General features: G+C 70.3%; 18 protein-coding genes. 8 read left to right on the top strand and 10 right to left on the bottom strand.

Annotated features, from left to right (window positions below; all coding sequences use genetic code 11):
- Positions 1 to 17 precede the first annotated feature (17 nt).
- Together ACFPCV_RS00480 and ACFPCV_RS00475 are read left to right on the top strand one after the other, a co-directional pair.
- The gene (locus ACFPCV_RS00480) at positions 18 to 1,730 is read left to right on the top strand and encodes a putative bifunctional diguanylate cyclase/phosphodiesterase (protein ID WP_378053226.1); all 1,713 of its coding nucleotides are present in this window, start codon (positions 18 to 20) and stop codon (positions 1,728 to 1,730) included.
- Between the two features lie 97 nt (positions 1,731 to 1,827).
- Positions 1,828 to 2,019 carry a hypothetical protein gene (locus ACFPCV_RS00475; protein WP_378053224.1) on the top strand — a complete coding sequence of 64 codons (192 nt, stop codon included), beginning with the start codon at positions 1,828 to 1,830 and terminating at the stop codon, positions 2,017 to 2,019.
- A 53-nt stretch (positions 2,020 to 2,072) separates the two neighbouring features.
- On the opposite strand, the gene ACFPCV_RS00470 is transcribed toward ACFPCV_RS00475, so the two are convergent.
- On the bottom strand, positions 2,073 to 3,317 hold the full coding sequence (locus ACFPCV_RS00470) for an RNA polymerase subunit sigma-70 (RefSeq protein ID WP_378053222.1): 1,245 nt from the start codon (positions 3,315 to 3,317) through the stop codon (positions 2,073 to 2,075).
- Between the two features lie 114 nt (positions 3,318 to 3,431).
- A complete protein-coding gene (locus tag ACFPCV_RS00465; RefSeq protein WP_378053221.1) occupies positions 3,432 to 3,875 on the bottom strand; it encodes a hypothetical protein in 444 nt (147 codons plus the stop codon).
- 144 nt (positions 3,876 to 4,019) lie between these two features.
- Here ACFPCV_RS00465 and ACFPCV_RS00460 point away from each other — a divergent pair, with 144 nt between their 5' ends.
- Positions 4,020 to 4,931, top strand: a complete 912-nt coding sequence (locus ACFPCV_RS00460; protein WP_378053219.1) for an RNA polymerase sigma-70 factor — start codon at positions 4,020 to 4,022, stop codon at positions 4,929 to 4,931.
- A 2-nt stretch (positions 4,932 to 4,933) separates the two neighbouring features.
- Here ACFPCV_RS00460 and ACFPCV_RS00455 read toward each other — a convergent pair whose 3' ends face one another.
- On the bottom strand, positions 4,934 to 5,347 hold the full coding sequence (locus tag ACFPCV_RS00455) for a VOC family protein (RefSeq protein WP_378053217.1): 414 nt from the start codon (positions 5,345 to 5,347) through the stop codon (positions 4,934 to 4,936).
- 94 nt (positions 5,348 to 5,441) lie between these two features.
- Here ACFPCV_RS00455 and ACFPCV_RS00450 point away from each other — a divergent pair, with 94 nt between their 5' ends.
- The gene (locus ACFPCV_RS00450) at positions 5,442 to 6,395 is read left to right on the top strand and encodes a helix-turn-helix transcriptional regulator (protein ID WP_378053215.1); all 954 of its coding nucleotides are present in this window, start codon (positions 5,442 to 5,444) and stop codon (positions 6,393 to 6,395) included.
- Between the two features lie 165 nt (positions 6,396 to 6,560).
- Here the strand turns inward: ACFPCV_RS00450 and ACFPCV_RS00445 are convergent, their stop codons facing one another.
- Both ACFPCV_RS00445 and ACFPCV_RS00440 read right to left on the bottom strand, forming a co-directional pair.
- Positions 6,561 to 8,303, bottom strand: coding sequence for an ABC transporter ATP-binding protein (locus tag ACFPCV_RS00445; protein WP_378053213.1), 1,743 nt, complete (start codon positions 8,301 to 8,303; stop codon positions 6,561 to 6,563).
- Positions 8,296 to 10,029: an ABC transporter transmembrane domain-containing protein gene (locus ACFPCV_RS00440; protein ID WP_378053211.1), complete on the bottom strand. Its 1,734-nt coding sequence runs from the start codon at positions 10,027 to 10,029 to the stop codon at positions 8,296 to 8,298. The genes ACFPCV_RS00445 and ACFPCV_RS00440 overlap by 8 nt, the downstream gene beginning before the upstream one ends.
- 20 nt (positions 10,030 to 10,049) lie before the next feature.
- On the opposite strand from ACFPCV_RS00440, the gene ACFPCV_RS00435 reads away from it, so the two are divergent.
- Positions 10,050 to 11,078, top strand: a complete 1,029-nt coding sequence (locus tag ACFPCV_RS00435; RefSeq protein WP_378053209.1) for a sucrase ferredoxin — start codon at positions 10,050 to 10,052, stop codon at positions 11,076 to 11,078.
- On the opposite strand, the gene ACFPCV_RS00430 is transcribed toward ACFPCV_RS00435, so the two are convergent.
- The 5 genes from ACFPCV_RS00430 to ACFPCV_RS00410 form a co-directional block, all read right to left on the bottom strand.
- Complete coding sequence (locus ACFPCV_RS00430) at positions 11,055 to 11,510, bottom strand: protein-tyrosine phosphatase family protein (protein WP_378053207.1); 456 nt, start codon at positions 11,508 to 11,510, stop codon at positions 11,055 to 11,057. The two genes, ACFPCV_RS00435 and ACFPCV_RS00430, sit on opposite strands and share 24 nt — an antisense overlap.
- 235 nt (positions 11,511 to 11,745) lie before the next feature.
- Positions 11,746 to 13,047, bottom strand: coding sequence for an SPFH domain-containing protein (locus ACFPCV_RS00425; RefSeq protein WP_378053205.1), 1,302 nt, complete (start codon positions 13,045 to 13,047; stop codon positions 11,746 to 11,748).
- A gap of 126 nt (positions 13,048 to 13,173) precedes the next feature.
- Positions 13,174 to 13,602, bottom strand: a complete 429-nt coding sequence (locus tag ACFPCV_RS00420; protein ID WP_378053203.1) for an NfeD family protein — start codon at positions 13,600 to 13,602, stop codon at positions 13,174 to 13,176.
- A 36-nt stretch (positions 13,603 to 13,638) separates the two neighbouring features.
- On the bottom strand, positions 13,639 to 14,448 hold the full coding sequence (locus ACFPCV_RS00415; protein WP_378053201.1) for a DUF3097 domain-containing protein: 810 nt from the start codon (positions 14,446 to 14,448) through the stop codon (positions 13,639 to 13,641).
- Between the two features lie 98 nt (positions 14,449 to 14,546).
- Positions 14,547 to 15,425 carry a helix-turn-helix transcriptional regulator gene (locus ACFPCV_RS00410; RefSeq protein WP_378053200.1) on the bottom strand — a complete coding sequence of 293 codons (879 nt, stop codon included), beginning with the start codon at positions 15,423 to 15,425 and terminating at the stop codon, positions 14,547 to 14,549.
- On the opposite strand from ACFPCV_RS00410, the gene ACFPCV_RS00405 reads away from it, so the two are divergent.
- From ACFPCV_RS00405 to ACFPCV_RS00395, 3 genes are all read left to right on the top strand, one after another.
- On the top strand, positions 15,379 to 16,212 hold the full coding sequence (locus ACFPCV_RS00405; protein ID WP_378053198.1) for an ATP-binding cassette domain-containing protein: 834 nt from the start codon (positions 15,379 to 15,381) through the stop codon (positions 16,210 to 16,212). The two genes, ACFPCV_RS00410 and ACFPCV_RS00405, sit on opposite strands and share 47 nt — an antisense overlap.
- A 146-nt stretch (positions 16,213 to 16,358) precedes the next feature.
- A complete protein-coding gene (locus ACFPCV_RS00400) occupies positions 16,359 to 17,456 on the top strand; it encodes a winged helix DNA-binding domain-containing protein (protein WP_378053196.1) in 1,098 nt (365 codons plus the stop codon).
- A 388-nt stretch (positions 17,457 to 17,844) separates the two neighbouring features.
- Positions 17,845 to 18,135, top strand: coding sequence for a hypothetical protein (locus ACFPCV_RS00395; protein ID WP_378054998.1), 291 nt, complete (start codon positions 17,845 to 17,847; stop codon positions 18,133 to 18,135).
- Positions 18,136 to 18,144: the final 9 nt, after the last annotated feature.

The raw sequence follows: 18,144 nt of genomic DNA, 5'->3' as shown, positions 1-18,144 counted from the left end.
CGACACGAGGCACGCGAATGGACACCGACGGCACCTTACTGAGTGAGGTGCTGGACGCTGCCGACACGGCGTTCGCCGTGACCGACACACGAGGTCGTGTGCGCTGGTTGAACCGTGTCATGGCCGAGTTGCTCGCACTCACACCGGAGCAGTGCGCAGGCCGTTCACTCACCGCTCTCCTGGTCGGCGCACCGGAGTGCCCTGGCGAGGGAACCAGCGCCGACAACGTCGTCGTGTCGCTGCGAACAGGCGACGACCAGCACCGCTGGCTGGAGGTCCGCTGCACACAGCTCAACGACGGTTACCTCTATCGGGTGAGCGACGTCAGCCGTTGGCGGGAAAGCGACGTCGCTCCCGCGGAACGGGATGAATGGCAAAAAGCCCTCATCCGCATGGCCGACGAGGACCCGCTGACCGGCCTGCTCAACCGCCGCGCCCTCACCAGGGAACTGGAACGCCAGCTCGCACTCGGCGGCGACGGCGCCCTGCTGCTGCTCGACCTCGACAACTTCAAGGACATCAACGACCTCCGCGGCCACCCGGCGGGGGACCGGGTCATGTGCACGCTCGCCAACGTCCTGCGTGAACGCCTCGGCGGCGGCCACGTCCTGGGCAGGCTCGGCGGCGACGAGTTCGCCGTGGTCCTCGCGGACACCGACGAGGCCACCGCGGTCCGCGTCGCCGACCGGCTCCGCAACGCCGTCGCCACCATCCCCGTCACCGGCGGCGTCGGCACCACCCGCATCACGGTCAGCGGGGGCGTCGCCGGGTTCCGGTCGGGGGAGAGCTGGCAGGCGGTACTCGCCAACGCCGACCTCGCCCTGTACGCGTCCAAGGACGCGGGCCGCAACCGGGTCACCGTCTACGAACAGGGCCACTACGCCGACACCGCCCTGCGCGTCACCGTCCTGGACCGGCTCCGCAACGCCCTCGCCGGCGGCGGTCTCGAACTACACGCCATGCCGATGGTCAAGCTCGGCAGCAACCGCGTCGTCGGCCACGAACTCCTGCTGCGCCTGGAAGACGGCCGCGAACCCCGACTCGGCCCGGGGGATTTCCTGCCCGCCGCCGAACGCAGCGGCCTCGTCCTCGAGATCGACCGCTGGGTCGCGGGCACCGCCATCGACACCCTCGTCGCGCACCCGTACCCGGGCCTGCGGTTCAACATCAACGTCTCCGGCCGCACCCTGGAGGACGGCGACTTCGGCGACTACGTCCTGGACCGCCTCGCCGCCGCGGGTGTGGCACCGGGCAGGCTCGGGTTCGAGATCACCGAGACCGCCGCGGTCACCAACCTCGCCGCCGCCCGCAGCCTCGCCCAGCAGCTGCGTGCCAGCGGCTGCCGCATCTCCCTCGACGACTTCGGCGCCGGCTTCGGCTCGTTCGTGCACCTCAAACAACTGCCGATCACCGGCGTGAAGATCGACGGCGAGTTCGTCCGCGGCATCGACTACGGCAGCCGCGACACCGTCCTGGTACAGGGGATCGTCGACATCGCCCGCGGTCTGGGCGTGTCCGTCGTGGCCGAATGGGTGGAACGCGCGAGCCAGGTCGACGCGCTCGCCCGGCTCGGAGTCCGTGTCGCACAGGGGTTCCACCTCGGGAAACCGGAACCGTTGCGCGAGCTGCTCGCCCGCCCGCACGGCACGTGGATGCGCACGCCCCGGCTCATGCCGACCGCGGAGGGCGCGGGGGAGACCATGACCTTGGACGCGCAGAACACCACGTGAAGACGGGGCGGACTCAACCGCCGTTCGAGCGCGCCGCTGTACACATAGAGGACGACCCGCTCGGGTCGGGAACCCTTCTGGTGGGCGGTGGTGCGCAATGTCCGAGTCGAACGCCTCGGCGGAGATCAGCGGCCTGCGGATCTGCATCGTCAACACGGATGCCCAGATCGACGCCGCGCTGGACAGCGGGGACCGGCGTGCGTTCCGGGTGTGGTGCCTGCGCAGGGCCTCGCTGATCGCCAGGGTCGAGCGGGTGCTGGTCGAAGCGGCGATGCCGAAGGCTGCCTAGTCCCGCCTTCTTTCCCTGTGCTCGATATCGTCACGTGACGAAATATGTCGAGGTCAGGAGAGCGGCAGGGGAGGGAGCTTGAGCGGCAACCCGAACGCGGGGAACAGGTGCGGTTCGAACGCGGTGATCTGCACGATCCTGCCGCCCTCGACACGCAGCACGTCGAGCACCTGCGCGCGGAACACGGCCGTCCCGGGACGCTGCAGGTAGTGGGCGACGGCGGGCTGCCGGTTCGCCGAGGTCGCCAGGCTCCGCCACGCCCCGACATAGGCGGGCGAGTCCGGCAGCAGCGATGGCCGCAGGAACGCCAGGATCGCGTCCCGCCCGACGAACCACAGCGGGTTCGGCGGCATCGTCAGAACCGTCCCGTCGGTCAGCAGCTCACCCATGGCGTCGAGGTCACCGCTGTTCGCCGCGGCCATGTACCGCTCGACGAGCGCTTTCTCCTCAGCCGAGGGCCCGGTCGTCACGGCCCAGTCCGCGCGACGGGCGGGCAGGTGCTGTCGCAGCACGGGCCTGGCGCGCTGCAGGTCGTTGTTCACCGTCGCCACGGTGATCTCGAGCTGCTCGGCGGTGGCCGCGGCCGACCAGTCGAGCACGTCCCGCAGCAACAGGACCGCGCGCTGCCGGGGCGGCAGGTGCTGGATCGCGGTCAGGAACACCAGTTCGAGTGTCTCGCGGGACACCGCGGCGCTGTCCGGCGCGGTGTCGAGATCCAGAAGTTGATCAGGGTAGGGCTGTAGCCAGGGGACGCGTTCTGGACCTTCCTCGGCGCCGGAGTCGAAGCCGGGCAACGGCTCGTACCGCTGGGGTTCGCGCTGGTTGCGGCGCAGGAAGTCCATGCAGGCGTTGGTGGCGATCCTGTACAGCCACGTGCGGACGCTGGCACGGCCCGCGAAGGCGTCCTTGCCACGCCACGCCCGCAGGAACACATCCTGCACCAGGTCCTCGGCGTCGTCGTACGAGCCAAGCATCCGGTAGCAATAGGCCTGTATCTCACGCCGGTAGGGCTCGACGAGGTCGGTGAAGGTTCCCTCAGAAGCGTTCTCCTGAGGTTTCTCCACGGCCGGTTCCGCCGCGGGCCGCGAAACCCGCTCCGGATCGACCGCGAGCAACTGCATCCGCAGCGACATGTCGGCGATGACCCGGTGGACGGCGTCCAGTGTGCCGCCTGACGTACCGGTGGACCGTCGTGCCCGGTATGCCTTCTGCCTGCACGCGGCCGAGCAGTACACCGACGTCCGTCCGCGCCCGGCGGACACCTGGAGCGGACGGCCGCACATGAGACAGGCGACCATGCGCGAACAGTAGCCGAGGCTTGCTGATACCCCGTGCCAAGACACCATCCAGTAAGTTCGATAATCTACATTATGTTAAGTAAGAGTTGTCGCGAACGCGGTCCCCCGGTGCTGCTAGACCCGATCGAAGACCAGGTCGAAGTCCTTGCGCCAGGTCGACCCGTGATCCTCCGACGCCTCCCAGCGGCCCGCGATCCGGTCCGGCCCGACGTCGGCGACGAACCGCTGGAACATGTCGGGGTCCTCGCGACCCAGGTTCCAGCGCGACCCGTCGAACGTCATGGCGAAGACCCGGCAGACACCTCGTTCGTCGTGGTAGAAGGCCGTGTAGGCGTCGTGTGCGTCGCTTCGGCCGAGCACCAGGATCATCTCGCTCGTGGCTTCTCCCACCTCGCCGGCCATCCTCCAGCGGAAGACCACGAACGCGTCGTCGAGCCACTCGGCCGTCGCCGAGCCGGTCACCTCTCGGTCGGCCGGCTCCAGGAACCACGCGTTCCGCATCGTCGTCCGCCACGATCCGACCAGGACGTCCAACCGCTCCATGGCCTCGTTGCGCATCGCTTGCTCCTGCCCTGGCGTGAATGGTGTCGGAGGGCTCTGTGCTCCCCCACTACGATCTTTGCGGGCGTGGCCGGGGTTTGTCACGAAATCGTGGGGTCCGGTGTCGTGTGGGTGACATGTGCAGAGCGATGGGAGTCATCCATGACCGGCGCCGGGACGAGCGAGGACGGCAGGGTGGATCCGGCCACCGAGGTGTTCATGACGCACCGCAATCTGCTGTTCACCGTCGCCTACGAGATGCTCGGACTGGCGGCCGACGCGGAGGACGTCCTCCAGGAGTCGTGGTTGCGGTGGGTGACCGTCGACCTGAGCACGGTGCGGGACCCGCGGGCGTACCTGGTCCGGATCACCACGCGGCAGGCGCTGAACCGGCTGCGGACGCTGGGCAGGCGCAAGGAGTCCTACGTCGGCTCGTGGCTGCCCGAGCCGTTGTTGACCACACCGGACGTGGCGGAGGACGTGGCGCTGGCCGACAGCGTGTCGATGGCGATGCTGCTGGTGCTGGAGACGCTGTCGCCGACCGAGCGTGCGGTGTTCGTGCTGCGTGAGGTGTTCGCGCTGGAGTACGACGAGATCGCGGCGGCCGTCGACAAGTCCCCCGCCGCGGTGCGCCAGATCGCGCACCGCGCCCGCACCCACGTGGCGGCGCGCAGGCCGCGTGACCCCGTCTCCCCTGGCCAGAGCCGGGCCGCGCTCGAGGCGTTCCAGCGGGCGGTCGACACGGGTGACCTGCAGGGGCTCGTCGACGTCCTCGCACCGGATGTGGTGATCCTGAGCGACGGTGGCGGGGTCAAGCAGGCTGTGCCGCGGCCGGTCGTGGGGGCGGACAAGGTGGTCAGGCTGCTGTCCGCGGGCCTTGCGAGGTTCCGGCAGCGGGGCACCGTCGAGCCGGTGCAGTGCAACGGGTTCCCGTCGTTGCTGTTCCGGCTCGACGGTGAACTGGACGGTGTGATGTCGGTGCGGGTGGAGGGTGGCCTGATCACCGGGTTGTTCTACGTGCGCAACCCCGAGAAGCTGTCGCGGGTGGAGCGGGAGACGACGGTGACGCGATGAAGTCATGAGGTCCGCTGGGCCAGCACCGTCAGGTAGTGCGGGTTGGTCATGATGCCGATGATGTTGCCGAAGGGGTCGACCACGGACGCGGTGACGAACCCCTCTCCCCTGGCGGTGATGCCCTCCAGCTGTGTCGCGCCCATGGCGAGCAGGCGGTCGAGTACCGCGGACAGGTCGTCGACGTGCCAGTTCATGATCACGCCGGCTGGGCCGTTCCTGACGTCGTGGGGTGCGAAGCGGCTGTCGATGAGGCCGAGTTCGGCCTGGTAGTCACCGATCCGGTACTCGAGGTAGGCGGGTGCGCCGTCGTGGTCGCGCCGGAAGTAGGGCGGCACGCCGAGCAGTTCGGTGTACCAGGCCTGGGCGGCGGTCATGTCGTCGGCGTAGTAGCTGATGGTGGCGAATCCGCGGAACATGTGGTGATCCCCTTCGGTTTGTCGTGCTGTCGGGATCCACTCTCCCCGGGAAAGTGCTCACTGTCTGAGCACTTTTCTGGCGAGAATGTGTGTCATGCGTGCTGACCGTCTGGTGGCGACCCTCCTTCTGATGCAGGCGCGTGGCCGGGTGACGGCGGCGGAGGTCGCGCAGGAGCTGGAGGTGTCGGTCGCCACGGCGCGGCGGGATCTCGAGGCGCTGTCCACGGCGGGGATCCCGGTGTATCCGCAGCCCGGCCGTGGCGGTGGCTGGTCGTTGGTCGGTGGTGCCCGCACGGATCTGTCCGGGTTGACGGCGGCCGAGGCGCAGGCGTTGTTCCTGCTGGTGGGGCCGGCCGCGGCGGTGGCGCCCGAGGTGAAGGCCGCGCTCCGCAAGCTTGTGCGGGCGTTGCCCGACACGTTCCGCGCTGACGCGGAAGCGGCCGCGGACGCGGTGGTCCTGGATCCGGCGCGGTGGGGTGAGCGCCCCAGGGACCGCTCCCCTGTCGTGGAGTTGTTGCAGCGGGCGGTGGTGGGGCGCAGGAAGGTGCGGTTCACCTACGCGGCGCGGGGGCGGGCGCGGGCGGAGCGGATGGTGGCGCCGTGGGGTCTCGTCGACAAGGACGAGATCTGGTACCTGGTCGGTGGGACCGAACGTGGTCAGCGGACGTTCCGGGTCGACCGGATCGCCGACGCGGAGGTGACCGGGGAGACGTTCGACCGGCCGGAGGGGTTCGATCTGTCGTCGGTGTGGGAGCAGGTCGTGACCGAAGTCGAGCATCGCAGGTCGCTTGTCTCGGCGACGGTTCTGGTGGCGGAGCGGTTCGTGTTCGTGTTGCGGGACCAGTACGGGCGGCACTGCGAGGTGCTCGGTCCGGCCGATGACGGCCGGGTCCGGGTGCGGCTCGCCGCGCCGACGCCACTGATGATCGCGCAGCCGCTCGCGGGCTGGGGCGCGATGATCGAGGTCGAGGACTCCCCCGAGGTGCGCGCCGAACTGGCCCGGCTGGGCACGGAACTGGTGGCCCGCCACACGAGACCAACACCGTAGGCCACCCACTCCCCGCCTCCCACCAAACCGCGCGAGTCCCCCGTTCGCGACCCGCGAGTCCCCCGTTCAGAACCCCTGAGTTCGCGGTTCGCGTCGTGTCGCGAACGGTCAACTCGGCGGTCGCGAACCGGGGACTCGCGGGTCGCGAACGGGGGACTCGCGCGGTCAGTTGCCGTGCCAGTGGTGCCACAGGGTGGCGTATTCGCCGTTCGCGGCGACCAGGTCGTCGTGGCTGCCCAGTTCGGTGATGCGGCCGTCCGCCATGACCGCCACGCGGTCGGCGTAGTGCGCGGTGTGCAGGCGGTGGGCGATGGCGATGACTGTGCGGCCTTCGAGGACAGCGGCCATGGCGCGTTCTGCGTGGCGGGCGGTGGCCGGGTCGAGCAGTGCGGTGGCCTCGTCGAGGATCACCGTGTGCGGGTCGGCCAGCACGACCCTGGCGAGCGCGAGCTGCTGGGCCTGCGGCGCGTCGAGTGTCATGGCGTTCGCGCCCAGTTCGGTCGACAGGCCTTCCGGCAGCTCCCGCACCCAGGTCGCGTCGACGGCCGACAGTGCCGCGTACATCGTGTCGTCGTCCGCGTCCGGTGCCGCGATCGCGAGGTTGTCGCGCACGGTGCCGATGAACACGTGGTGTTCCTGGGTGACCAGCACGATCCGCCGCCGCAGTTCCTCGGGCGCGAGCAGCGCGACCTGGGCGCCGCCGACGGTGATCGTGCCGGTCTTCGGCGCGTCGACCCCGGCGAGCAGCCGCCCCAGCGTGGACTTCCCCGCCCCGGACGGGCCGACGATCGCGAGCCGCTCCCCCGGCCGCACCGACAGGTCGACCCCGTGCAGCACGTCCCGGTCCCCGCTGTAGGCGTACCGGACGCCGCTGACCTCGAGCCGGTCGTCGTCCGGGGTCGCCTCGCCGACCGGGGTGGGCTCGACCTCGCCGACGCCCTTGAGCCGGGCGAGTGACGCGGCGCTGCGCTGCACCTGCTCCATCCACATCAGCATCTGGTTGATGGGGTTGACCAGCTGCATCGCGTACAGGCTCACCGAGATCACCGCGCCGAGGCTCACCAGGTCGTTGACGTACATGACGCCGCCCATGAGCAGCACGACCACCATCGCCACGATGCTCGAGAAGTCGACCATGGGGAACAGGACGCAACGCAGGAACAGGGTGCGCAGTTTGGTGCGGAAGCCGTCCCGGACGGCGGTGTCGCCGTCGGCGACGCGGCGAGCCCGCAGGTCGAACACCTCGATCGTGCGGGCACCGTCGACGGTCGCCGCGATCGACTCGGACAGCGCGGAGTTCGCCGCGCCCTCCGCGAGGTAGGCGGTCCTGGCCCGCTTCAGGTACCACCGGCCCGCGAACCACAGCCCGGAGATGCCCAGCAGGGCAGCGCCCGCGAGCACCGGGTTCAGCAGGAACATGGCACCGAAGATCAGCGTCGCCTGCAGGGTGCCCATGAACACCTCGGGCGCGGCGTCGCGCAGCGCACCGCCGACGGTCGCGACGTCGGCGGTGGTGCGGGACATCAGGTCACCGGTGCCGGCACGCTCGACGACCGCCGTCGGCAGCGCGAGCGTCCGGTCGACGAACTCCTCCCGCAGCCGTGCGAGTGACCGCTCGGCGAAGCGGTGCGCGAAGTACCTGGCGAACCGGGTGAGCACCATGTGTCCCACGGCGAACGCGACGATCGCGAGCGCCAGCAGGTCGATGGCGGCCAGGTCCGGTTCGCCGGACTCGACCTGGTTGACGATCCTGCCGATCAGCCACGGCGCCCCCAGCCCGGCGGCGGCCGCGAGGCAGGTCGTGACGACGACCAGCACGGTGGCGACGGGGTCCGCGCGGATGATGTCCCCTGCCGCGCGCCGCACCCCGCGGGCGTCGGCGACCGGCAACTGCCAGGTGTCAGTCACGGACGAGGTCCTCCTGCGCTCCCCGGAACGCGACCGTGCGGTACCCGGGTTCGGTGGTGAGCAGGTCGGTGTGGGTGCCGGTGGCGGCGACCCGCCCGTCGACCAGGTACGCGACGCGGTCGGCCCGGTCGAGCAGCAGCGGTGACGTCGCGACCACCACGGTCGTACGGCCACGGCGGGCGGCCCGCAGCCGCTCGGCCACCACCGACTCGGTGTGCGCGTCGACGGCCGAGGTGGGTTCCACGAGCAGCAGCACCTCGGGGTCGGCGAGCAGTGCGCGTACCAGCCGCAGCCGTTGTCGTTGCCCGCCGGACAGGGACCGGCCCTGGGCCTCGACGAACGAGTCGATGCCCGCCGGCAGGGCGTCGACCACGTCCTGCGCCATCGCGACCCGGATGGCGTCGGTGACGGCGCGGTCGTCGAGACCGTCCCTGGGAGCGACCACGTCCCGCAGCGCGCCGGCGAACAGGTAGGCGTCGTTGTCCGCGACCAGCACGCGGGACCGCACGTCGGTGAGCGGCACGTCCGACAGCGGCACCCCGCCCCACGTCACGGCGGAGTTGGTGTAGCGGCCGAGCCGGTCGACGAGGCCGGTGGCGTCGGCGGGCGCGGCGGCCGCGATCGCGAGCAACTCACCGGGTCGCACGGTCAGCCCGCTGTCGGGGTCGTGCAGCGGCGCGGGCCCGGCCGGTGCCGGTACGGGCGGGTCGTCACCTGCCCGGTCCTCGACGGCGGGTTCGATGCCGAGCACGTCGGTGACGCGGCGGGCGGCGACCAGACCCCGGCTGATGTCCTGCGCGCCCTCGATGAGGAAGTACACCGGCGTGGACAGGACGGCGACGTACCCGTACACGGCGACCATCTCGCCGATGGTGATCTCCCCCGCCGCGGTCATCCGCGCCGCGAGCCAGGTGACGGCCGCGAGGAACAGGCTCGGCAGCCCGACCGCGACCCCCTCGATCCAGCTCGCGACCGACCCCACCCGGTAGCCCTCGGTGCGCAGCGCCTGGGAGCGGCGGCGGAACCGTGTCGCGAACAGGTCCTTGCCGCCGATGCCGCACAGCACCCGCAGCCCCGCCACGATGTCACCGGCGCGGGCGGTGAGCGATCCCTGGTTCTCCCGGTACACGGACTCGGTGCGGCGCAACCGGTTCAGCAGCGGCCCGATCGACAGCACGAACAGCGGCACGCCGACCAGGACCACGACCGCGAGCAGCGGGGAGATCGACACGAGCAGCACGGCGACCGCGCCGTAGGTGACGACGGCGCCCACTCCGGGGCCGGTGGCGGTCATGGTGCGGGCGATGCGGTCGAGGTCGGCGGCACCGATGCTCACGACCTCACCGGAGGTGACGCGGCGGGGCAGCTCGGCGCCGACCCGCACGGCGTGACGGATCACGACCTGCACGGTCCGGTAGGCGGCGTCGTTGCGGATGAACGTCATGGTGCGGTGCCGCACCACGCCGATGGCGGCGTTGGCCGCGCCCGCGACGGCGAGCACCACGACCCAGAACCCGAGCGCGCCGAGGTCGCGGGCACGCAGGCCGTCGTCGATGGCGCGCGCCATCAGGTAGGGCGGCAGCATGAGCAGCACCATCCACGTGGTGGCCAGCGTCGCGCCGAGCAGCACCCGCCAGCGCTGCATGCGCACCAGCCACAACAGGAACCGCAGCGGGCCGCGGGCATCGGGCACGCCGGGATCGGCATGGGGAACCTTCGGGCGCATGATTCCCACCCTATGCACCCGTGTCAGTCATTTTCCGTGCGCTGGTTCCGCTGGTGGCGGAGCACGCAACGATCACTCGGCGGGACCAGGAGCACAACCCCACCGGCGGTACCGGACATGAGACGCTGGTGGTGATGGAATCGAACCGCACCCGGCAGCCCAGGTGCGCGGCCCTGTCCGTGGAACTCGGCGAGCCGCTCGCGGGCACGGCCGCGTTCGCCCGGTCGTGGCTCGCGATCGAGCAGCCGGGGCCGTGGGGCAGGGACGCGCTGGCCGCGAGCCACCTCGACGAGGGTGTGGGGCAGGATCTCGCCGCGCTGGCGGCGGGCACCGGGGTCCGGATCGTGCTGATCCGCAGGCCGGGCAGCCATCCCGACCGGCACCGCCCGGTGCCCAGGCACGTGTACCTCGCGCACACCGCACCCGGCCGGACCTGGCTGGAACACACCACGGTCACCGACCCCAAGCAGTTGCTGGACCTGGACTTCTCCCGCGTGGGCGCGGGCGAACCCGGCCTTCTCGGTACACCTGTGCCGGATCCGTTGCTGCTGGTGTGCACGAACGGCAGACGCGACGTGTGCTGCGCGCTGCTCGGTCGTCCCGTCGCGGCCGAGCTGGCGGCCACCCACGGTGAACAGGTGTGGGAGTGCACCCACCTCGGCGGGCACCGGTTCGCGCCGACCGCGGTGCTCCTGCCGACCGGGTACTCATACGGGCGGCTGACAACCGAGGCGGCGTTGCGTCTGCTCGCGGGCGGCCCCGACCTGGTCGACTGCCGCGGCCGGTCCACGTGGTCCCCGCCAGGGCAGGTCGCGGAGGTCGCGGTGCGCGAGTCGACGGGGATCACCGACCTCGACGCGCTGACGGTGACGACCGTCGAGGAGCCGGTCGACGGCGGCTGGATGGTGACGGTCGCGCACCACGACGGCCGGTCGTGGCGGGTGGCGGTCACCGAACAGCAGATATCGGCGGGCCGCGCGGCGAGCTGTGGTGCGGCACCGACCCCGGCGGTCGCGTTGTCGGCGCTATCCGTCAGCGCCCGCCCGTAGGGCCGGGACGAAGCGCGCGGTCAGCCACCGCCGCTGCCACGGCGTCTCGACCGCCCTCGGGTGGTAGGCACCGCGGGTCCACGTCACGGCTTCGGCGGCGGGGACACCGGAGAGGATCGCGAGTGCCGCCATGACCGTGCCGGTGCGCCCGACACCGCCACCGCAGGCGACCTCCACCCGCTGCCCGTCGAGCGCACGCCGGTGCAGGTCACGGATCCTGGTGACGGCCGCTTCGGTGTCGCGTGGCAGAAGGAAGTCCGGCCACTCGAGCCATTCGTGCGGCCAGGTGAACGAGTGCCTGGCCCGCAGCTTCCGGGTGCCGAGGTAGAGCCCGAACTCGGGGACCGGGTGCCCTGGTGCGGGGTTGCGCAGGCCGCGTCCCCGCACCAGGGCACCGCCGGGAAGCTGGGTGGTGTCGTCGAGACAGCTCATGCGGCCCACTATGGGGCATCCGCGGGCCCTGGTCGTGCCGGTTCCACTGACCGCGAACGATGTTGCTGCGTCGACCCGGCGGGCTCGGCCGCCGTGATCGTGGCCGCCAGGAAGCGTCCCACCGCCCCCGCCGCAATCACCGCGGCGCATTCGCAGCCGTCCACAACGGAATGATTCATCCACGCCAAAACAATGGCCCCGACTCCCAGCGGGAATCGGGGCCATCGCGGTTCGGTCACTGATAGCGCGGCGGCTCGTCGGAAAGTTCCGTCGACTCGTTCGGCCGCGCAGGCGGCGGCATGGCCGGCGACGTGCCACCCATGCCCTGCGTCGGCTCGTAGGCCGGTGCGACCGCGGTCGGCAGCTCCGGCTCGGGCTCCGGCGGGCCGACCGGCAGCGGCGGCCGCGACAGCGCCGCGGGGGCGGCCGCCTTCGCCAGCGGACTCGGGACCTCCTGCCGCGCAACGGCTTCCGCCGCGCGGACAGCCTCGGCGACCTTCGGGTCCGTCGAGGTGTCGAACCAGCTCGCGATCTCCTCCTCGTCGTCGTCGCGGTTCTGCGGCGGCTCGTAGGCGGGCGGCTCGTACCGGAACACCCCGTCGTCGGCGGGTGCACCGAGCGCCTTGGCGAAGCCCTCAAGGGCCTTGCCGAAGTCGTTCGGGATCATCCACACCTTGTTGGCGTCGCCCTGCGCCATCTGCGGCAGCGTCTGCAGGTACTGGTAGGCCAGCACCTCCGGCGTCGGCTTGCCCGCCTTGATCGCGTCGAACACCTTCTCGATGGCCTTCGCCTGGCCCTGCGCCTGCAGGTACCGCGCGGCGCGCTCACCCTGCGCCCGCAGGATCCGCGACTGCCGCTCACCCTCGGACGCGAGGATCGCCGCCTGCTTGGCGCCCTCCGCGGACAGGATCTGGCTCTGCTTCTGGCCTTCCGCCGTCTTGATCGCCGCCTCGCGGGTACCTTCCGCGGTCAGGATCATCGCGCGCTTCTCCCGGTCCGCGCGCATCTGCTTCTCCATCGAGTCCTGAATGGACGGCGGCGGGTCGATCGCCTTCAGCTCGACCCGCGCGACCCGGATGCCCCACCGGCCGGTGGCCTCGTCGAGCACCCCGCGTAGCTGCCCGTTGATGGAGTCACGCGACGTCAGCGTCTCCTCCAGGCTCATGCCACCCACCACGTTGCGCAACGTGGTGGTGGTCAACTGCTCGACACCCACGATGTAGTCGGAGATCTCGTACACCGCGTCACGCGGATTGGTGACCTGGAAGTACACGACCGTGTCAATGGACACCGTCAGGTTGTCCTGCGTGATCACCGGCTGCGGTGGGAACGACACGACCTGCTCGCGGCGGTCGATCCGCGCACGCACCCGGTCGAGGAAGGGCACCAGGAAGTTCAGGCCGGGCTCGGCGACCGACCGGAACCTGCCGAGCCGCTCGATCACCGCGGACTGTGCCTGCGGGATCACGAGGATCGACTTCACCACGACCGTGAGAACGAAAAGAACCACGACCGCGACGATGATGAGAATGGTCAACGTGCCTCCACTCCGGACGGCGCTTCCTGGGCGGTGTTGCAGAAGTAGATCACATCAGCCACCCGAACATGCGCATGTCATGGCCGCGTCCAGCCAGAAGTTGGATCGCGTTCACCCCGGCCCCGGTCAATCCGAGTCCGCCAGCACGACCGCGGTCGCGCCGGCGATCTCCACGACCGTCACCGAGGCCCCCGGCGCGATCGGTGACCTGTCGTCGAACGAGCGGGCCGACCACACGTCCCCGTCAAGCCGCACCTGCCCGCCCTGCGCGTCCACCACCGACACCGCGACCGCCTTGCGGCCGATCAGCGCATCGGCGTTCGTGTGCACGAGCTCACCGTGCATTCTCTGCTTCAGCCAGGGCCGCGCGAACGTCACCAACCCGATCGACACGAGCGCGAACACCGCGCAGCTGACCAGAGTGTTTCCGAAGATCCACTCGGAGCCCGCGCCGGCCAGCGCCCCGACACCGACCATGAGCAGGAAGAAATCCCCCGACAGGATCTCGGCGGCGATCAGCGCGATTCCACCGATGAGCCAGAACAATGCGGCCATACCCGCAATGATCTCAGAACCCTGCCTCTCCGGTCACTACTCTTCACCGGTGGTGACGAAATCGATGAGCCGCTCGACGGCACCGATCAGGGGGGTCTCCAGGTCCCGGTAGCTGCCCACCCCCGCCAGCACACGCCGCCAGCCATCGGCCGGTTCACCCCAGCCCAGAGCCGCGCAGATCCCTTCCTTCCACGGCGTGCCGCGCGGGACCACCGGCCATTCCCGGATGCCGACCGCCGCCGGTTTCACCGCCTGCCAGACATCCACATACGGGTGGCCGGTGACCAGCACGTTGGGGTCGCGCACCGCATCGACGATGCGGGATTCCTTGCTGCCCTTGACAAGGTGGTCGACGAGCACACCGAGCCTGCGGTGCGGCGCGGTGCCGAACCCGGCCACCAGCCCGTTCAGGTCATCGATGCCGTGCAACGGCTCCACCACCACACCCTCGACGCGCAGATCGTGCCCCCACACCCGTTCGACCAACTCCGCGTCGTGGATGCCCTCCACCCACAGACGGCTGTCGCGTGCGGTGCGGGCCGCGTGCCCCTGAACACGCACCGACCCGGACGCCGAAATCACCCGTTCGGGTGCCTTCTTCCGGGTGGGCCGCACCAGAGTGACCGGTTCGCCGTCGATCAGGAAGCCCGCCGCAGCGAGCGGGAACAGACGATGCCGGCCGTGCCGGTCCTCCAGGACCACGTGCCCGTTCTCGAACCGGACGACGGCACCGGTGAACCCGCTCGCCGGGTCCTCCGCCACGAGCCCCGGTTCGGCGACCACCTCCGGGATCTGCTTGCGGCGGCGGCCGCGCCCCAGGATGTCGCCGTAGTTCTCCGATCGCACGGCTGGTCACCCTATCGAGAAACTCGCGAGAAACCTGGGACCCGAGACGTCGGACGACCTGCGTGTCCCGAACGACACGCAGGTCGTCGGTCCCCCGGCTACACCGGTGACCGGGGGGCCGCGGCCCGCGCCGCCCGCCCGGCCAGCCGTTCCGTCTCCGCCACCAGCTCCGGCGGCGACTCCACCCAATACGGCACCCCGACCATCGCCGCCACCGCGGCCAGCCACGCCCAGTCCTCCGGCGGGCTCGTGTACCGGCAACTGTGCTCGCCGACCGCCTCCAGCACACCGGACCCGGCATGCAGCCGCGGCGACACCTCCGCCACCGGCGCATCGAAACGGACCACACCCCTCGGCCCCTCCTCGGCCCGGTGCACCACCGTGTTCGGCAGCGGCTCACGCGGCGCGAACGTACTGCCCGCCACCGCCACCGACGCGACACGGTCGACCCGGAACGTACGCCAGTCCGCCCGGCCCAGATCCCACGCCAGCAGGTACCAACGGCGGTCCAGCAGCACCTGGCGGTACGGCTCGACATGCCGCTCCATCACCTCACCCCTACGGCCCCGGTAGGTGAACCGGACATCGTGCCGCCCGTGGGCAGCCGCGGCGAGAGCACCGATCACCCCCAGATCCGGCACCTGCCGCGCCACCGTGTGCGTCACCGCCGACAGGACGGCCACCCGGCGCCGCAACCGGGGCGGCAGCACCCGCTCCAACTTCCGCAACGCACCGTCGGCGGCCTCACTCGCGGGCGCCGCCATCCGCAGCCCCACCACCGCCGCGGTCGCCTCGTCGTCAGTCAACACCAGCGGCGGCATCGCCTTCCCCGCCACCAGCCGGTAGCTGCCACCAGGGCCACGCGTCGACTCGACCGGATACCCGAACTCCCGCAACCGGTCCAGATCCCGCCGCAACGTCCTCGGTGTCGTGCCGACGCGCTCCGCCAGATCCCGCGCCGGCTGCGGCAAGAGCACCCTCGTCCACGGCTTCGTGCCCGGCGCGGTACTCATCGACCAGCGCGCCGTCCGCGGCTCACGCCGATCCTCCCCCGCCACCTACACCGGCGTCCTCGCCACCATCCGCGCCCGGTTCGCCGAAGCCAACGACGTCAGCCCCAGCCTGTTCACCCCCAACGGCGACGGCGGCTGCCCCGAGTGCGGCGGCGCCGGCGTCATCCACACCGACCTCGCGTTCCTCGACCCCATGGTGTCCACCTGCGAACGCTGCCACGGCAGGCGATTCACCGACGAAGCACTGCGATACACCTGCAAGGGCATCGACATCGGTGAAGTGTTCCGGATGAACGCCCACGAAGCACTCGACCTGTTCCACGACGACCGACTCGCCAGACTCGTCGAAGTCGGCCTCGGCTACCTGTCACTCGGCCAGCCACTCACCACCCTGTCCGGCGGCGAACGCCAACGGCTCAAACTCGCCACCGAACTCGCCAAACCAAGCCAGGTGTACGTCTTCGACGAACCCACCACCGGACTACACCCCGCCGACGTCGACGAACTCGTCACCCTGTTCGACCGGCTCGTCGACAGCGGCGCCACCGTCATCGTCGTCGAACACGACCTCGACGTGATCCGCCGCGCCGACCACGTCATCGACCTCGGCCCAGGACCGGGCAGACACGGCGGCCGCGTGCTGTACACCGGCCCACCCACCGAACTCGCCAACCAGGACACCCCCACCGGACGACACCTCCGCGCCCACCGCGACAACGCACCAACCGTTCACCGCGTGCCGAACCCGTAGCCACCGACGCAACACGCGCTCGACACCTCGACGACCCGTTCAGCAGCTGAACCCCGCACTCGCCGCACCAGAGGAACCCGGAACGGCCCGCCGCCGACGTGCGACAGTTCCTCCGCGGACCACGCCGACACAAAGGGGACGACGGGATGGGGACACTCAGCCTGCGGGCGATCAACCGGGCCACACTGGCACGCCAGCACCTGCTCGCCAGAACCGACATGCCCATGACCAGGATGATCGAGCACCTGGTCGGCATGCAGGCACAGGCACCATTCCCGCCGTACACAGGACTGTGGACCCGGCTGACCGACTTCCAGCCAGGCACCCTCGCCGACGCACTCGTCGAAAGACAAGTCGTCCGCATCGTGTTGATGCGCGGCACCGTCCACCTGGTCACCGCCACCGACGCGTGCTTCCTGCGACCACTGATCCAGCCACTCCTCGACCGCGACCTGCGCACCAACCAGCAACACGCCCCGCACCTGACCGACCTCGACCTCACCAAGCTCGCCGACGCCGCCCGGCACGCGCTCGCCAACCGGCCACTCACCGCCAAGGAACTCGGCACCGCACTCGCCGAGCAATGGCCCGACCGGGCACCGGCCGCACTCGCGCACGCCGCCCGCGGCCTCCTGCCACTGGTGCAGGTACCGCCACGCGCCGTGTGGGGCCACAGCGGCCACACGAAGTACCACACCGCCGAACACTGGCTGGGCCGCGACCTGGACAAGTCACCCGACCCGAAACAGATGGCGCTGCGCTACCTGGCCGCGTTCGGCCCCGCGTCGGTCGCCGACCTCCAGACCTGGGCCGGCCTGACCCGGCTCCGCGAAGTCACCGACACACTCGACCTGCGCACGTACACCACAGAAGACGGCCGCGAACTGCTCGACCTCCCCGACGCGCCCCGACCGGACGAGAACACCCCGGCCCCCGTCCGCTTCCTCCCCGAGTTCGACAACCTCACACTCGCCCACGCGGACCGCACCCGCATACTGACCGAAGAACACCGCAAACGACTGTTCGGCGTCAAGAACGGCGTCTTCCCCGGCACGTTCCTCGTCGACGGATTCGTGCGCGGTTCATGGCGCATCACCAAGCAACGCACGTCAGCCGTACTGACGATCACGCCATGGGCGCGGACCACCAAGAAGGACCAGACAGCGCTCACCACGGAAGGCGCACGCCTGCTCGACTTCCACGTACCCGCCGCGGAACCCAAGGACGTGCGAATCGAACCGTGACGCCAAGACCCCTCAATCTTCCCGTCTTTGCTGTTTTTGGGCGTGTTCTGTGTGCCGGGCGACGGCGGGTCGCCACTAAAATTGGACATCTATATAGTTTATAGAAGATACGTGTAGTCTGGTCGGGGGAGTAGTGCCACCGCGCACCCACCTCCGCCGCCAGGCGTTCGAGCCCCTGGGGCAGGCAGCAACCGCCATACGGGGGTCCTCGATCGTTTCCCGCCAGCGTCATAGCTGCGCGAGCCAGCTTCCGTGTCGGCGATGCCCGCGGCGCCCCTCTTCCTTCCGTGCGCGTTTCGGCTGTCGTCCGGGACTGGACCGCGTCGATCTTGCCCGCTAGAATCGGAAAACCATATAGGTAATAGCTGTTTATGGTAGGAAGGTGGGCATGGACACCGACGTCGGTGAAGTGGGGCGCTTGTTGTTCGGCCGTCCGTGCAGGCTGCGGGTGGCGCTGTGGATCCACGCCCGCGGCGCCCGGCGCTTCTACCAGTCGGAGCCGCCGGACGAAGTGATCCCCCAGAGCGCGGCAGGCACCGAGCTGCGCCGGTTCGTCCACCTCGGCATGCTCACCGAACACCGGGAGGCAGGCAGCCGCCGCGTCTACTACGAGACCACCAACAGTCCACTGTGGAACATCATCGTGGCGGCCGCCCGCGTCATGGGCCCGCCACGATGACCCGATCAG

It is taken from the genome of Actinophytocola glycyrrhizae, from assembly GCF_042653545.1.
Classification (GTDB): Bacteria; Actinomycetota; Actinomycetes; order Mycobacteriales; family Pseudonocardiaceae; genus Actinophytocola; species Actinophytocola glycyrrhizae.
This window is presented reverse-complemented; position numbering and strand designations above follow the sequence as displayed.

What these genes read in the sequence shown, in the direction of transcription:
- ACFPCV_RS00475 (WP_378053224.1), top strand. Translation starts at nt 1,828, where the DNA reads ATGTCCGAGTCGAACGCCTCGGCGGAGATCAGCGGCCTGCGGATCTGC.
- ACFPCV_RS00470 (WP_378053222.1), bottom strand. Translation starts at nt 3,317, where the DNA reads ATGGTCGCCTGTCTCATGTGCGGCCGTCCGCTCCAGGTGTCCGCCGGG.
- ACFPCV_RS00455 (WP_378053217.1), bottom strand. Translation starts at nt 5,347, where the DNA reads ATGTTCCGCGGATTCGCCACCATCAGCTACTACGCCGACGACATGACC.
- ACFPCV_RS00450 (WP_378053215.1), top strand. Translation starts at nt 5,442, where the DNA reads ATGCGTGCTGACCGTCTGGTGGCGACCCTCCTTCTGATGCAGGCGCGT.
- ACFPCV_RS00460 (WP_378053219.1), top strand. Translation starts at nt 4,020, where the DNA reads ATGACCGGCGCCGGGACGAGCGAGGACGGCAGGGTGGATCCGGCCACC.
- ACFPCV_RS00430 (WP_378053207.1), bottom strand. Translation starts at nt 11,510, where the DNA reads ATGAGCTGTCTCGACGACACCACCCAGCTTCCCGGCGGTGCCCTGGTG.
- ACFPCV_RS00480 (WP_378053226.1), top strand. Translation starts at nt 18, where the DNA reads ATGGACACCGACGGCACCTTACTGAGTGAGGTGCTGGACGCTGCCGAC.
- ACFPCV_RS00465 (WP_378053221.1), bottom strand. Translation starts at nt 3,875, where the DNA reads ATGCGCAACGAGGCCATGGAGCGGTTGGACGTCCTGGTCGGATCGTGG.
- ACFPCV_RS00400 (WP_378053196.1), top strand. Translation starts at nt 16,359, where the DNA reads ATGGGGACACTCAGCCTGCGGGCGATCAACCGGGCCACACTGGCACGC.
- ACFPCV_RS00395 (WP_378054998.1), top strand. Translation starts at nt 17,845, where the DNA reads ATGGACACCGACGTCGGTGAAGTGGGGCGCTTGTTGTTCGGCCGTCCG.
- ACFPCV_RS00420 (WP_378053203.1), bottom strand. Translation starts at nt 13,602, where the DNA reads ATGGCCGCATTGTTCTGGCTCATCGGTGGAATCGCGCTGATCGCCGCC.
- ACFPCV_RS00440 (WP_378053211.1), bottom strand. Translation starts at nt 10,029, where the DNA reads ATGCGCCCGAAGGTTCCCCATGCCGATCCCGGCGTGCCCGATGCCCGC.